This window comes from Rheinheimera soli (assembly GCF_031457405.1).
Lineage (GTDB): Bacteria > Pseudomonadota > Gammaproteobacteria > Enterobacterales > Alteromonadaceae > Pararheinheimera > Pararheinheimera soli_A.
Genome location: NZ_JAVDWR010000012.1, coordinates 24,741 through 38,919, shown reverse-complemented (window position 1 = coordinate 38,919; position 14,179 = coordinate 24,741). Strand labels below are relative to the sequence as shown.

At 47.9% G+C, this 14,179-nt stretch carries 11 protein-coding genes; 2 read left to right on the top strand and 9 right to left on the bottom strand.

Annotation, left to right across the window (positions count from 1 at the left end; translation table 11 throughout):
• Positions 1 to 73: 73 nt before the first annotated feature.
• On the top strand, positions 74 to 1,417 hold the full coding sequence (gene pssA / locus J2W69_RS15110) for a CDP-diacylglycerol--serine O-phosphatidyltransferase (protein WP_310280006.1): 1,344 nt from the start codon (positions 74 to 76) through the stop codon (positions 1,415 to 1,417).
• 27 nt (positions 1,418 to 1,444) lie between these two features.
• Here pssA and yjgA read toward each other — a convergent pair whose 3' ends face one another.
• Positions 1,445 to 1,972: a ribosome biogenesis factor YjgA gene (yjgA, locus tag J2W69_RS15105; RefSeq protein WP_310280004.1), complete on the bottom strand. Its 528-nt coding sequence runs from the start codon at positions 1,970 to 1,972 to the stop codon at positions 1,445 to 1,447.
• A 201-nt stretch (positions 1,973 to 2,173) separates the two neighbouring features.
• Here yjgA and pmbA point away from each other — a divergent pair, with 201 nt between their 5' ends.
• Positions 2,174 to 3,520, top strand: coding sequence for a metalloprotease PmbA (pmbA, locus tag J2W69_RS15100; protein ID WP_310280002.1), 1,347 nt, complete (start codon positions 2,174 to 2,176; stop codon positions 3,518 to 3,520).
• Between the two features lie 59 nt (positions 3,521 to 3,579).
• Here pmbA and J2W69_RS15095 read toward each other — a convergent pair whose 3' ends face one another.
• From J2W69_RS15095 to agaR, 8 genes are all read right to left on the bottom strand, one after another.
• Positions 3,580 to 5,763 carry a M3 family metallopeptidase gene (locus J2W69_RS15095; RefSeq protein ID WP_310280000.1) on the bottom strand — a complete coding sequence of 728 codons (2,184 nt, stop codon included), beginning with the start codon at positions 5,761 to 5,763 and terminating at the stop codon, positions 3,580 to 3,582.
• A 217-nt stretch (positions 5,764 to 5,980) separates the two neighbouring features.
• Entirely contained in the window at positions 5,981 to 7,288 is a 1,308-nt protein-coding gene (locus tag J2W69_RS15090; RefSeq protein ID WP_310279998.1) for a sugar MFS transporter, read from the bottom strand.
• 43 nt (positions 7,289 to 7,331) lie between these two features.
• Positions 7,332 to 8,471, bottom strand: coding sequence for an N-acetylglucosamine-6-phosphate deacetylase (nagA, locus tag J2W69_RS15085; protein ID WP_310279996.1), 1,140 nt, complete (start codon positions 8,469 to 8,471; stop codon positions 7,332 to 7,334).
• Entirely contained in the window at positions 8,461 to 9,387 is a 927-nt protein-coding gene (locus J2W69_RS15080; RefSeq protein ID WP_310279994.1) for an ROK family protein, read from the bottom strand. The genes nagA and J2W69_RS15080 overlap by 11 nt, the downstream gene beginning before the upstream one ends.
• A 3-nt stretch (positions 9,388 to 9,390) precedes the next feature.
• A complete protein-coding gene (locus J2W69_RS15075; RefSeq protein WP_310279992.1) occupies positions 9,391 to 10,539 on the bottom strand; it encodes an SIS domain-containing protein in 1,149 nt (382 codons plus the stop codon).
• On the bottom strand, positions 10,539 to 11,822 hold the full coding sequence (locus J2W69_RS15070; RefSeq protein ID WP_310279990.1) for a class II D-tagatose-bisphosphate aldolase, non-catalytic subunit: 1,284 nt from the start codon (positions 11,820 to 11,822) through the stop codon (positions 10,539 to 10,541). The genes J2W69_RS15075 and J2W69_RS15070 overlap by 1 nt, the downstream gene beginning before the upstream one ends.
• Before the next feature lie 2 nt (positions 11,823 to 11,824).
• The gene (locus J2W69_RS15065) at positions 11,825 to 13,213 is read right to left on the bottom strand and encodes a Gfo/Idh/MocA family oxidoreductase (protein ID WP_310279988.1); all 1,389 of its coding nucleotides are present in this window, start codon (positions 13,211 to 13,213) and stop codon (positions 11,825 to 11,827) included.
• A gap of 28 nt (positions 13,214 to 13,241) precedes the next feature.
• Positions 13,242 to 14,027: a transcriptional repressor AgaR gene (agaR, locus tag J2W69_RS15060; RefSeq protein ID WP_310279986.1), complete on the bottom strand. Its 786-nt coding sequence runs from the start codon at positions 14,025 to 14,027 to the stop codon at positions 13,242 to 13,244.
• Positions 14,028 to 14,179: the final 152 nt, after the last annotated feature.

Sequence of the window (14,179 nt, the reverse complement as noted above, 5' to 3'; positions counted from 1 at the left end):
CTGTCCCTTCAAGCAGTTTTACGGCAAGATCCCACTCATTAAAATTAAGCGCTGACTGAGAATTTCGCCTGTTATGTTACAAACTTTGTTAAACAGACGTCGTCTGGCTAAATTGCCAAAAACAGATCTGGTGGCTGAAACCGTTTCTGTGTTGTGGTCGGCCGCTGAATACAAAAGCACAGTGCTGGATCTGATCCAGCGCGCTCAGCATCGTATTGTGATCACTGCTTTGTATCTGCAGGCTGATGAAGCAGGTGAACAAATTCTGCGGGCTTTATTTGCTGCTAAACAGCAAAAACCTGATTTGCAGGTGACAGTCTATGTTGATTTTCATCGTGCCCGACGTGGTCTTATTGGTCAGGAAGGTGCTCGGACCAACAACGATTTTTACCGTGAAATTGCCAAAGACTACGACTTGCCTATTCAAATCATTGGTGTGCCTGTTAAAAAGCGAGAGCTCTTTGGTGTCTTACATTTAAAGGGGTTTGTCTTTGATCAAACCCTGCTGTACAGCGGTGCTTCACTGAACAACGTCTATCTGGCCGAACAAAACCGCTATCGGGCTGACCGCTATTTGGTGCTGCAAAATCAGGTGATGACTGATGCCATAGTGCAGGCGCATCAGCAGTTGTTTGGTGATGAAGAACAAACACCTGAACTGCTGGATGATGAAGCTTATGTCAGTCTGGCCGTCAAACGTCAGTCACGTTTATGGTTAAAACACGCCAAAGCCACCCGTTATCAGTATGCAGATAAAAACGACTCTGCGTTACGTGCCTCACTGCTGATTGGCTTAGGCCGTCGTAATAACGAGCTGAACAGTACTGTACTTGCGCTGCTTTCTGTAGCACAGCAGGATGTACTGATTTATACCCCTTACTTTAATCCACCTATAGCTTTAGCCCGTGCACTGCGTAAGTGTTTAAAACGAGGTGTGCCTGTGACTATTGTGGTGGGTGATAAAACCGCCAACGATTTTTATATTCCGCCTGGGCAGCGTTTTAGCAAAATTGGCGGTTTGCCTTATTTCTACGAAACTATTTTACGCAAGTTTGTACGGGCAAATCAGAAGTTTATCGACGCCGGTTTACTGCACGTCAAACTGTGGAAACACGAAGATAACAGCTATCACCTCAAAGGTTTAAGTGTCGATGGCGTCAAGCATCTGTTTACCGGTCACAACCTGAACCCAAGGGCTTTTGCCCTCGATTTTGAAAATGGCATTTATGTCGAAGACGATTTGCAGCAGTTGAAGGCTTTACTGGAACAGGAAAAGCTGGTGATCACGGCTCACAGTAGTGAAATTGTGCATTATTCTGAAATTGAGACGGTGCGGGATTATCCTGAAGTTGTGCAGAAGCTGTTAAGTCAGCTGCGGCGAATAGGTGCGGATTTGGTGGTGAAACGCCTGATATAAAAATGGGGTCAAATCTGACCCCATTTTTTAGTCTTCTAAAATAGACGGCTTAATAAGCTGGAACAGTTCACGGAAGGCCTTAGGTGGCAGGTTCTTTTCCTGTTCTCTTTGTGCATTACGAATAAGTGCACGTAACTGCTGTACGTCTACATCCGGGAAAGCCGCAACAAATTCGGTTAAAGCATCCGGATTTGCAATCAGTTTATCGCGCCAGGTTTCCACTAAGTGGAATTTACGGGTCGCTGCCTGATTGGTGTTTCTAAGCACAGCTAAAGCACGTTCAATAGGCTCCAGATCACGGGTACGCATTAAACGACCAATAAACTGAATATGACGACGTAGCGCTTCGTGCTTTTTCGACAGCTTATCAGCCAAAGCCAAAGCGTCTTTTAACTCATCATCTAAATCTAACTTAGCACGGGCTGCAGGGCTTAAAGAAACCAGATCTTCACCCAGTTTCTGCAGCGCAGTCATCTCTTTTTTGACTTGTGTTTTACTTTTACCATGCTCAACATCCCAGTCGTCGCCATGGGTAAAGTCGGTCATATCGGCCATACAATTCTCTTACCATCTTGTTTAATGTGCATAGTATACCCGATAGCCTGCACTCTGTCGTGCATCGGATTGGGCTTGGGCCGTGTCGTCCAGAATAGACGCAGCTGCGTTGACCGCCCCTACATCCAAATTTTTCAGATCTATGGTAAGCTGCGGCCACATTCTGGCAGTTAAAACAGAACAACTCTGACAGGTAAAGCAATGAGTCAAACCGAAGTTACAATCTGGCAAGAAATAGCCGAAGTGAAAGATGCCGTCAGCCAGGTGCTGGCGCATGCAAAACAATTAGGTGCCAGCAGCGCCGAAGCCTCAATGAATCGTACCCGTGGTTTAAGTGTTGAAACCCGTCACGGTGAAGTCGAAACCGTTGAGTTTAATCAGGACGGTGGTTTAGGTATCAGCATTTATGTCGGTCAGCGTAAGGGTTCTGCTTCTACTGCTGATTTAAGCCCTGCCGCATTAAAACGCACAGTCGAAGCTGCTATTGATATAGCCCGTTATACCTCTGAAGATCCACATGCGGGTTTGGCTGACGCTTCCTGGCTGGAATTGTCGCCACCGGATCTGGATTTATTTCACCCTGCTTCAGTGTCGACCGAACAAGCTATTGAATGGTGTAAAGCTTCTGAAGAAGCAGCCTTTGCCTATGACCCAAGGATCACCAACTCTGAAGGCGCTTCATTTTCGTCGCATCAGGGCTTAAAAGTCTATGGCAACAGCCATGGTCAACTGGTCGGTTACCCAAGCAGTCGCCATAGCTTAAGTTGTGTCGTCATTGGTGAAGACGGTGACGACATGCAGCGCGATTACAGTTACACAGTAGCCCGTGAATTAGGCGCTTTACTTGACCCGGCTCAGATTGGTCGCGAAGCAGCTTTGGAAACTGTGCAACGTTTAAATGGTCGTAAACTCGGCACTCAAAAAGTGCCGGTGATTTTCCGTGCTGATATCGCCAGCAGTATTTTTGGTCACCTGGTGTCTGCGATCAGTGGTGGCAGTATTTACCGCAAATCCAGTTTCCTGCTGGATAAAGTCGGCCAACCTGTGATGTCCGACAAAGTGACTATTATTGAGCGGCCGCATTTAAAACAAGCTTTGGCCTCTAGCCCCTTTGATGGCGAAGGCGTGAGAACCCGCGATTTAACAGTGCTGGATAAAGGCGTATTAAATACCTACCTGACCACCAGCTATTCAGGCCGTAAGTTAGGTTTGCCAAGTACAGGTCATGCCGGTGGTATTCATAACTGGTTAGTGCAACATGGTGATGCTGATTTAGCACAGCTGTGTCGCGATATGGGCACCGGCTTGTTAGTGACAGAACTGATGGGGCAGGGCGTCAATACAGTAACAGGTGACTACTCTCGTGGTGCAGCAGGTTTTTGGATTGAAAATGGTCAAATTCAGTTCCCTGTGTCCGAAATCACCATTGCTGGTACTTTGCAGCAAATGTTTATGGATATTCAGGCCATAGGCAAGGATGTGGATCCTCGTGGTGGTGTGCTGACAGGTTCAGTATTGATAGGTCAGATGCAAATCGCAGGACATTAAAAATAAAAAGGGGACGGCTCACATGGTTAACAGTATGAGCTGACCCCTTTTTTTAGCTATTAGTTAATACCAGTTTTTAAACCACGGCGAATTAACAGTGCATCTGTAGTTGGCTCCTGACCGCGGAAGGCTTTGTAAGCTTCCATTGGGTCTTTGCTGTTACCAATAGACAGAATGTTTTTGCGGAAGTTAATACCGTTTTCCAGCTTCAGGCCACCCTGGTTTTGCACATGGGCATAAGCGTCAGCTGCCAGAATTTCACTCCACATATAAGCGTAGTAACTGGCTGAATAACCACCTGAGAACACATGGGCAAAGTAGGTTGATTTGTAACGTGGTGGTACTGCAATCAGGTCCACACCATGTTTTTTCAATGCTTCTGCTTCAAACTTCTGTACATCCTGCAATGGAGCATCGGCTGGCAGAGCATGCCATTCCATATCTAACAGCGCCGCAGACATATATTCCAGCGTATCAAAACCCTGGTTGAAGCTGCGTGACTTCATGATTTTTGCCAGCAATTCAGCCGGAATAGCTTCGCCTGTTTTGTAGTGTTTTGCGTAGTTACCAATCACATCAGGGTGAGCTGCCCAATCTTCCTGGAAGGTAGACGGGAATTCAACGAAGTCACGGGATACTGCAGTACCAGCTAAAGTCGGGTAGGTCACGTCAGAGAATAAACCATGCACAGCATGACCAAACTCGTGAAACATAGTGGTTACGTTGTCGTAGCTAACCAATGTAGGCTCACCGGCAGGGCCTTTCGGAATGTTCATCACGTTCACTACCACAGGCTTCTGATTCAGCAGCTTGTTTTGTGCCACAAAAGAACTCATCCAGGCGCCACCACGTTTGCCGTCACGGGCGAAGTAGTCGGCATAAAACAACGCAATGCTGCTGCCGTCACCGTCAAAGACTTCATAAGCTTTTACATCCGGATGATACACAGGTAAATCCGGACGCTCCTTCATCGTGATGCCAAACAGCTTGTTCATGGTGTAGAACATACCGTCTGTTAATACGCGTTCAAATTCGAAGTATTCACGCACTTGCGCTTCGTCTAAATCGTATTTGGCTTTACGTACTTTCTCGGCGTAGAACTCCCAGTCCCATGGTTGTAATTCAAAATCACTACCAGTTTCTTTGATCATCGCCTGAATAGCTTCAGCTTCTTTTTTGGTGTTTTCGATCACTGCCGGCACCATAGAAGCGAACATATCCATCACAGCTTTTGGTGTTTTAGCCATAGTAGGTTCTAACTGGTAAGTGGCCCAGTTGTTATAACCCAGTAAGGCAGCACGTTCAGCACGTAACTGAGCCAGGCGGGCAACTATAGGTTGGTTGTCTGTTTCGCCTGACGTGCCGCGGTTCGCAGAGGCTTCCCATATTTTTTTACGTAGCTCGCGGTTTTCCAGCGAAGCTAAAGCCGGCTGACGGGTGGTGTTGGTAATTTCAATAATGAATTTACCTTCTTTGCCTTTGGCTTTCGCGCCTTCAGCTGCGGCAGTAATTTCTGCTTCAGATAAACCTGCTAATTCTTCTTTGGTATCGACATAAACCGCGATTTGATCTTTCATCGCCATCAGGTTTTGCTGATAGTTGTTGGTCAGAGTGGATTGTTCTTCGTTTAAAGCACGGATCTTCGTTTTTTGTTCTTCCGTTAAGTTCGCGCCGGCACGAACAAAACGCTCGTAGTAATCCTCCACTAAACGAGTGGCTTCAGCATCTAAACCTAAAGTGGCACGGGTGTCATATAAAGATTTTACACGGGCAAATAATTGCGGATTCAGGTTGATATTGTCTGAGTGTGCAGCAAGTTTAGGCGCCATTTCAGACTGAATTTGCTGAATAGTTGGGTTGCTGATGGTTCCAGTCATATTGTAAAACACGCGTGAAGCGCGGTTTAATAACTCCCCACTTTTTTCCATAGCCACTATAGTATTGTCGAAAGTTGCTGGCTCTGTGTTACCTGCTATGGTAAGGATCTCAGCCATTTGCTGCTTGATACCTTCTTCCAGTGCAGGTTGGTAATGCTCAACTTTAATTTGATCGAATGCAGGTGCTTCATATTGCAGAGTGCTTTTTGCTAATAATGGATTGCTCACTGCGCCTTGCTCCGCTGCCGGGGTTGCTGTTTGAGTTTGCTCAACTGCTGCTGTGGTTGTTGCTTCTTCGGCTGGCTTTGAGCAAGCGCTTAAAGTAATAGCTGCACCAATGGCACTGGCGATTAAGGTCTTACGCATGGATTTTCCCCTCTGGGTATCTTGGTTGCTTTTTTGTTATGAAATCACAGTAAAAATCATCAACTGTTAACCGGTCGAGTATGCCAAAAGCGAGGCACAAAAAACAGGTTTTGCAGTAAGTGGCCTGATTCGTGGGATAAGCGGTAATGCGTTGTGGTCTGTGGACAGGACAATGGAAAACCCTGCTGCAGATTGAACCGCAGCAGGGGGAACCAGATTATTTTAACTTATGGCCTTTGATCGCATAAAACAAAATCATGCCGTAACAAGGCAGCAGCAACCAGTACGCGTTTTGATTGCCTTGTTGTTGCGCTAAATAGCCATAAGCCAAAGGAATAATAGCACCGCCTGCAATGCCCATAATCAGTAAAGCTGAAGCTGTGGCTGTTAATTTGCCTAAACCTTGCAGCGCCAGCGGCCAGACGGCAGGCCACACCAGCGCATTGGCTAAACCTAATAACGCCAGATACATCACAGGGTCCGGTACTGCCGGAATGTTTAGCCAGCCCAGCAACAGTTCAGACAAAACAAAAGACTGCAGATCACTGCTTAATACACCAGCCGTAAAAGCAATACCAGCCACAGCTGAAGCTATTAAGGCCTGTTGTTGGCTCAGCCAGTTGGGAATAAGCGTTATGCCCAGCAGATAACCCAACACCATAAAAGCCATAGTGTAGGAGGTTAAGCTGCCAAAATGTGCCAGCCCTAAACCCTGACCAAATAAACCTATAGTGTCACCTGCTATCACTTCGACCCCTACATAACAAAACAAAGTCAGGGTACCCAAAAGCACTTGCGGGTATTTCAGCACAGCGCGCCATTCGGTGTTTTTATCAGCAGGGTCGTCCAGTTGTAGCTCTGGCAAAGGGGAAAAATGCACAAAAGCCATCAGGCCAATTAATACCACAGCCATCAACAGATAAGGCTGTACTAAACGGCCTGATAGTTCAGCCAGCAGCGTGGTTTTTTCATCTGGGCTAAGCAGGGCTAAAGCTGAATCACTAAAAGCATCCATGCCCGTTAAAATCCAGGCACTGAACAACAATGGCACTATAAAACCTGCGCCTTTATTCACTATGCCCATCAGGCTGATGCGCATGGCGGCACTTTCGCGTGGACCAATACAAACAATGTAAGGATTAGTAGCGGTTTGCAGAATAGTCAGGCCTGTGCCGAGCACAAACAAGGCCAGTAAAAACAGTTCAAAAGTGGCACTAAAAGCTGCTGGAATAAATAACAAAGCGCCTGCTGCCATCACAGCTAAACCTATAATCATGCCTTGTTTATAGCCAAAACGGGTCAGTAAGCCCGAGGTGGGTAAAGCCATCACAAAATAAGCGATATAAAATACAAAAGTCACCAGCAGCGCCTGAAACTCATTGAGCTGACAGGCAATTTTCAGAAAAGGGATCAAGGCCCCATTCAGCCAGGTGACAAAACCAAACACAAAAAACAGTATGCCTATCAGGATCATAGGCAATAGGCTGCTATGCCGCGTCTGTGACACAGCGCTAAGGTTGCTCATAAATTTCCCCGTTGTTATGGATAGTTTTATTGTTATATGCCGGTCAGGCTGTTTTGCCTGCTATCCAGCTTTGTTGGATTTGATACTTGTTATTCATCCAGATTAAATCGGCTTGAGCGCCGGGCCGGATTTGGCCTCTGACTTTGCTTTGACCAATAAAATCAGCAGCTGTGGCTGTTGCCATTTGAATGGCAGTGGCTAAATCCAGTTGCAGTTGTTCTTTGGCATAACGCACAGCACTGGCCATATCCAGCACTGAACCTGCTAAAGAGCCTTCGGCATTGGTTAGTTTTAAACCCTGGCGTGTGACTTTGCCGTCAAAAAACTCGAACTCTTTTTGATCAGTCCCTACAGGTGACATGGCATCTGTCACCAATACTAAACGTTCTGCGCCTTTGGCCTGATAAGCCAGCCGTGCTGATAAAGGATGCACATGCTCACCGTCCAGAATAATGCCGCAAAAGGTGCGTGGATCGGCAAGGGCTGTGCCCACCATACCTGGCTCACGAGAGGTTAAACCTGACATGCCGTTGTACAAATGGGTAAAGCCTGTAGCCCCGGCGTCCAAAGCGGCCAGCACTGTATCGCTATTCGCATTGGAATGACCTAAACAGACGATCACGCCAGCATCACTAAGGCGACGAATTTGCTCCGGGCTGACAGCTTCAGGTGCTATGGTCAGCATGCGCACACCTAAATCTGTGCGCTGATACAACTCCAGTTCAGCCGCAGATAAAGAGCGTAAATGTTGGGTCGGGTGACAACCTCTTTTCGCCAAAGACAAATGCGGCCCTTCAAAGTGAATGCCAATAATACCGGGTTCGGCACGGGCTAAAGCGGCAGCCACCGCATCTGCGGCTTGTCGCATGCTATGGATATGGTCCGTGATCACAGTGGGCAACATAGCTGTGGTGCCAAAAGCCCGGTGTGCTGCCATCATCAGGCGCAAAGCCTCAACAGTAGGCTGCTGGTTAAACAAAATGCCACCGCCGCCATTGACCTGGGTATCAATAAAACCTGGTAACAACATACCGTCAGGCAGTTCCAGCACAGTCACACCAGCTTCTGCAGTGCTGCTTATTTGTTGGATCACGCCATCGGCGATCAGCAGGTACTGCTGCTGTTGCCAGCGACCTTCAATCAAAGTGCAGTGGGCGTGCAGATAAAAAGGCTCAGACTTCATAGCTTTGTCCTTTGGTTAAAGCTTTGCCTAATAAAGCAGCGCCACGTACGCCACTGGCGGCGCCCCACTGAGCTTTTTTAAACTCTGGCACTGCAGCTCCGGCAAATAAATGTGCAGCTGTCGCTTTTGGTAAAGCGGCAATAATTTCAGGGATATCGGATAAACCACCACCCAGCACAATCAGATCCGGGTTTAAACTCAGTACCTGATTGGCCATTACAGAACCTAAAGCGCTGATATAAGCCTCGAAGGTAAGAATGGCTGCGGGTCTTTCGGCGCGGTAATCGGCTAACCACTGGTAAGTGTCGGCCTTCTGGCCACTAAAATACTGATACAAACGCGCCAAACCTGTGCCCGAGATATAAGGTTCGTTACAGCCAGTTAAGCCACAACCACAGCTAAAGAGCGGCAAATTAAACTGCTGTACTACAGCCGCAGCTAAGCCCTGATGACCGTATTCACCTGCTAAACGCTGGGCACCCTGATAGAGTTTGCCGTTCAGGCAAAAACCACCACCAGCACCAGTGCCGAGGATAAAACCCAGCACTTTAGACTGTTGTTGGCCCGCGCCCAGCACAGCTTCGGATAAGGCAAAGCAGCGGCAATCGTTGCCTATAGCAACAGGGCGTTGCAACAAAGCAGTTAAGTCTTTGGCCACTGTTTTGTTCGTCAAACAAGGCACGTTGCTGGATAACACTGTGCCATTGCTTCGGATCACGCCGGGCAGGGCTATACCCAAAGTGCCGGGGCTTTGGCACAAAGCATCGGCCTTTTGAATTTGCTGTAATACAGTCTGCAAAAACTCATCGTAGCTTTGTTGAGGGGTGGGCACCCGCCAGCTGTGCTGCAATTCAAACTTTGCATCCAGCACTGCCAGTTCTATTTTAGTGCCGCCTATATCCAGTCCGTACCACATGGCTTAGCCTTTAAAAGGATATAAGGTGACACCTTGCACCACACGATTCACCTGACCGCCAGGGCAAGGATTATCAGGGGACACTTTTAATTGCAGGGCTTTGTAAAAAGCCAGAGTCTGGCACCAGACAATAAAAGGCAAAGTCAGCCAGACATCAGGCAGTGGGCTGGAAGTGCTGCTGCCCAGTTGGGCTTCGGACAACAGGGCACTGTCGAGCGCCAGATTATCCCGTTGCAGTTCGGCCAGCAGATCCTGATCGTACAAACTGCTGTAAGGATCTGAGCTTTGCAGCAACAAGATCTGGGTCTCTTTGTTAATCAATGATTTAGGGCCATGGCGAAACCCCAGCGGGCTTTCAAAACTGCTGATCACCTGGCCTGCAGTGAGTTCCAGATACTTCAGCGCGGCTTCCTGAGCTATAGCTTTCAGCGGGCCACTGCCTAAAAACACCATACGCTGGCAAGGTTGTTCTGCCTGAGCTTTAATCTCCGGCAATTTATACTGCAGTAGCTGTGCTGCCAGCGAGCATGCCTGTTCAAACGCTGTAGTGTCTGTAGCAAATGTCAATAAAGTAGCCAGATACATAGAGCTGAAACTGCTGGTCATAGCAAAACTCTGATCATGACTTTGTTCAGGCAACTGATACACCGCACTGCGGATACTGTGGCGTTTGGCGTAGGAAGCTAGTTTGCCTTCTGCATTACAGGTGATCATCAGATGTTGCACAGCAGGCACTAACTGATCGGCCAGCTCTACAGCAGCCACACTTTCAGGGCTATTGCCGGAACGTCCATAAGACACCAGTAAAGTTGGCAGTCGGGCATCTAAATACAAAGACGGGTGGCTTACTAAATCTGTGGTGCTGATGGCTTCTACTTTTTGCGTGGCAAAAGGCAGTTGCTGTTGCACAAAGGCTGCCAAAGCCGCACCTATATAAGCCGAAGTGCCAGCGCCAGTTAAGATAATACGTAAGTCAGCTTTGGCGAGCAGAGGCTTCAGAAAATCCTGTAACTCCGTCTGCTTTTGCTGGTGCTGCAGTTTTACCTGCCGCCATAAATCGGGTTGCTGCTGAATTTCACGGGCAGTCCAGTAGCCACCGGCTTGCTCCAGCTCAGTACTGCTAAGCTGTAAAAATAAATTCTGCGTTGACATTAAATACTCCTGGTTGTCGCAGCTAAAGCACAGGCGTTGGCGTAGCTGGCCAGTACCTGATCAATATGGTGGATCACTAAATCTTCCACCTTGTTGGCTACTGTGCCTGTTAATACAGCCTGATAAGAGGCAGGTAAAAACTGGCTAAGCAGTGGCAAAGGCAAGGGGGCTGACAAATTACTGAACAAGGTGTCGATGGCCCGCTGTAATTCAGTTTCAGGCCAATAATACCGAATGCGATCGCTAAAGCTGTACAGCAACTGCCATTGCTGCGATGAGTCAGTGTAGAACTTTTGCCAGTATCCGGTATTGTTTTGCATCAGAGCTTTGCAACGGGTCCGAAGCTGCGAGCTTTGTTCCGGAGCTACCAATTCATCTTCAATAAAACTTAGAGCAAATAAAGCTTCCCGCAGTGCAAAGGTCAGGCCCGGGCCTACTTTCAAAATCGCAAAATGGCCCTGCACTAAAGCTTTTAACTGTTCTGGCAACTGATAATCAGTGGAATGCGCTTCATACACCAGGCCAGCTTGGGTCTGAATATAAGCACTTAAGGCCTGACTGGCAGGGACATCAAACAGATGCACCTTGCTGTTATCAAACTCAACGCCGGGTTGTACCACTAAAGCTATAACTTTTTGCCAGACATCATCACCTAAGCCCGCCGCAGTAAAAGCCGCTTTATGGGTATTCAGCGTATGTTGCACCGCCTGAACCGGGGTTGGGGCTAATTCATGTTCCAGTTCAGTCACGCCGCCAGGGGCCGGTACTTCAGTGCCTATCACATAACAGAGCGATTGTTCCGGTGCACGGTGCTGCTCTGCTACTTTGCATAAACGTGCGGCCCGTGTCGCTATCACTTCATCGGATAAAGCAGCCGGGTCGTCAGCGCAGGCCATGCTGGTGTCTAAATGAATTTTGCTAAAACCCGCTGCGACAAAAACGGCAATCAGCTGTTCGGCTTTTAGCATGGCCTGTTCTGCAGGTTCTTTACACCAGACCACAGGGCCTAAATGATCACCACCAAAAATCAGTTGCTGTTGCTGTACCCCTTCGATTTCAGCCAGTTGCCTGACATAAGCGATAAAGTCAGCAGGCACCATACCGGTGTAACCACCAAACTGATTGACCTGATTGGCGGTGGCTTCAATCAACAGCACAGAATTGTCTGCTTTGGCGCGGCGCAAGGCCGCGGTTAATACCAGAGACTGAGCTGAACAGACCGAATAAATGCCACTACCCAATCCCTGTTTATTCTGCTGTAAAATTTGCGATAAGGCGCTCATGCTTAGCTTTTCCCTACAATGCCAAGTGGTGTACCGTTTTGCCATGCACCACGGGTAAAGTCAGGGAAGTCTTTGGAGTTGCTGCGATCGGAAACCGAAGCCACAGACAAAGGCAATACAGCTGACCAGGCGGCACCGTCGTATACATCCTGATCCAAAGCTTCGCCGTTACGCAGGCAATAAATCATGCGCCAGCACATTAAGAAGTCCATGCCGCCATGGCCGCCGTTGCGTTCAGCTTCTTTGCCCATACGCACCCACAAAGGGTGATCGTATTTGTCATACCAGGGGTCCATATCGGTTTCCCACTCGTGGAAGCTTCCTTTGTGATTGGCGCTGCCGCCATTTTCTAATGCAATGCGGTTAGGGAAACCGGCAAAAACACCATTAGTGCCCTGAATAAGGTTATGGCGGGAGTAAGGCCGTGGTGTTGTAGTGTCATGCTGGATCATAATGCTCCGGCCTTTAACGGTTTTAATCACGCTGGTATTGATGTCGCCATGAATATACTTCAGTTGATTACGTGGGTGATCGGCCGGGAATTCACGTTTGGCATAAGCGGCACGGCCTAAAGCCGGTGAGCTGACCGAACTTAAATAATCAAAGCGGTCGCCTCTGTTGATATTCATATACTGAGCCACAGGGCCTAAGCCATGAGTGGGGTACAGATTGCCATTCAGCTGGGTATGATACAAAGTGCGCCATGAACCGGTTTTACGGTCCATTTCTTTCATCTGCCAGCGTAATTCGTGAATATAAGCCGCTTCAGCGTGCAGCAAGTCGCCAAACAACCCCTGACGTACCATATTCAGTACCATCAGTTCATCACGGCCATAGTTGACGTTTTCCATCATCATGCAGTTCAGCTGAGTGGCTTCAGCCGTGTCGACCAGATCCCACATTTCTTCTAAAGTTAAAGCCATAGGCACTTCAACAAAAGCATGTTTACCGGCCAGCATGGCTTCTTTGGCCATAGGGTGGTGCCATTTCCATGGGGTGGAAATAACCACAATATCCACGTCCTGACGGTTTAATAGTTCACGGTAGGCATAATCACCATTGCCATAATAGGTCGCTGCTGTATTGCCATAATCCGCCATTTTTTTGCGGGCACGGTCCAGTACTAAAGAGTCCGGATCACAGATCGCAGTAATACGGGCGCCTTCAATTTTATTGAAGTGGTCTACATAACCAGTACCACGTTCACCCACACCAATTAAGCCAACCCGTACTTCGTTCATTTTTGGTACCACTAAACCCATCACCGACTTGCCTTTTGGCTTGGTGGTAATGCCTGTGCTGCTGCCTGTCTGAGCGCAGGACGCCAAAGCGCCTAAAGCTGCTGTTGCCATAGATGCTTTTAAAAATGAACGACGATTAAATCCAGACATACTCTTTCCTTCCCCGTTTTTAATTTAGCTACAAGTTCGTTTTATCTATGATGTGTAGGTGCACACCTTGTTTTGTTAAATGTTCTGCATACTGCTCTGGTATTCCGCTGTCGGTCACCAGGCTGTGAATGTTGGCGCTGCCGCAAATCACATGAAAAGCGCGTTGATCAAATTTGGACGAATCCGTCACCACAATAATTTCGTTGGCTATGTCACACATCAGCCGGTTTAAGCTGGCTTCTTTTTCAAAGTGGGTGGTTAAACCTGCTTTTAAATCAAAACCATCAACCCCTAAAATCAGTTTGTTGAAGTTGTAATCCCGCAGGCTTTTTTCTGCCACGTTGCCGTAAAACGACATCGACTTTTTGCGTAACAAGCCGCCGGTTAACATCACTTCCACTTCTTCTTTTTGCGCCAGCTCCATCGCAATATTTAAGCCGTTGGTCATCACAATCAGATCTTTATGGTCAGCTAAATGTGCTGCTACCTGCTGAGTGGTGGTGCCTGAATCTAAAATCACTCTGTCGCCATCACGGATCAAGCCAGCCGCAGCTGCCCCCAATTGTTGCTTTAACGCCGAATAACAATGACGTTTTTCTTTTAACGACAACTCGCGGCTCAGCTCACTGTTAATCAAAGCTCCGCCACGGGAACGCACCAGTAACTTTTTCTGATCCAGCACCGCCAAATCACTGCGTATTGTGACTTCCGATACAGCAAAACGATCCGCCAGTTCTCTGACGGCCACTTTGCCCAGTTGCTGTGTTAGCCGGACTATCTCTTGCTGCCGTTCGATCGTATTTAAGTTGTCCATTTATTTTCCTGTTCATGCACTTTTTGTTGCGCTGAACATAACATGCCGTTTTTAGTTTCGAAAGCTTTCGAAAGTGCGTGTCTTTGCACCTGCTTTAGCGAAAGACCTTGATTTATCTGGCCTTCTGACTGGTTTCAGGCCGCTCTGACTGC

Coding starts and splice junctions, on each gene's coding strand:
- agaR (WP_310279986.1), bottom strand. CDS start 14,027: ATGGACAACTTAAATACGATCGAACGGCAGCAAGAGATAGTCCGGCTA.
- pssA (WP_310280006.1), top strand. CDS start 74: ATGTTACAAACTTTGTTAAACAGACGTCGTCTGGCTAAATTGCCAAAA.
- pmbA (WP_310280002.1), top strand. CDS start 2,174: ATGAGTCAAACCGAAGTTACAATCTGGCAAGAAATAGCCGAAGTGAAA.
- J2W69_RS15070 (WP_310279990.1), bottom strand. CDS start 11,822: ATGAGCGCCTTATCGCAAATTTTACAGCAGAATAAACAGGGATTGGGT.
- J2W69_RS15080 (WP_310279994.1), bottom strand. CDS start 9,387: ATGTGGTACGGACTGGATATAGGCGGCACTAAAATAGAACTGGCAGTG.
- J2W69_RS15065 (WP_310279988.1), bottom strand. CDS start 13,213: ATGTCTGGATTTAATCGTCGTTCATTTTTAAAAGCATCTATGGCAACA.
- yjgA (WP_310280004.1), bottom strand. CDS start 1,972: ATGGCCGATATGACCGACTTTACCCATGGCGACGACTGGGATGTTGAG.
- J2W69_RS15075 (WP_310279992.1), bottom strand. CDS start 10,539: ATGTCAACGCAGAATTTATTTTTACAGCTTAGCAGTACTGAGCTGGAG.
- nagA (WP_310279996.1), bottom strand. CDS start 8,471: ATGAAGTCTGAGCCTTTTTATCTGCACGCCCACTGCACTTTGATTGAA.
- J2W69_RS15090 (WP_310279998.1), bottom strand. CDS start 7,288: ATGAGCAACCTTAGCGCTGTGTCACAGACGCGGCATAGCAGCCTATTG.
- J2W69_RS15095 (WP_310280000.1), bottom strand. CDS start 5,763: ATGCGTAAGACCTTAATCGCCAGTGCCATTGGTGCAGCTATTACTTTA.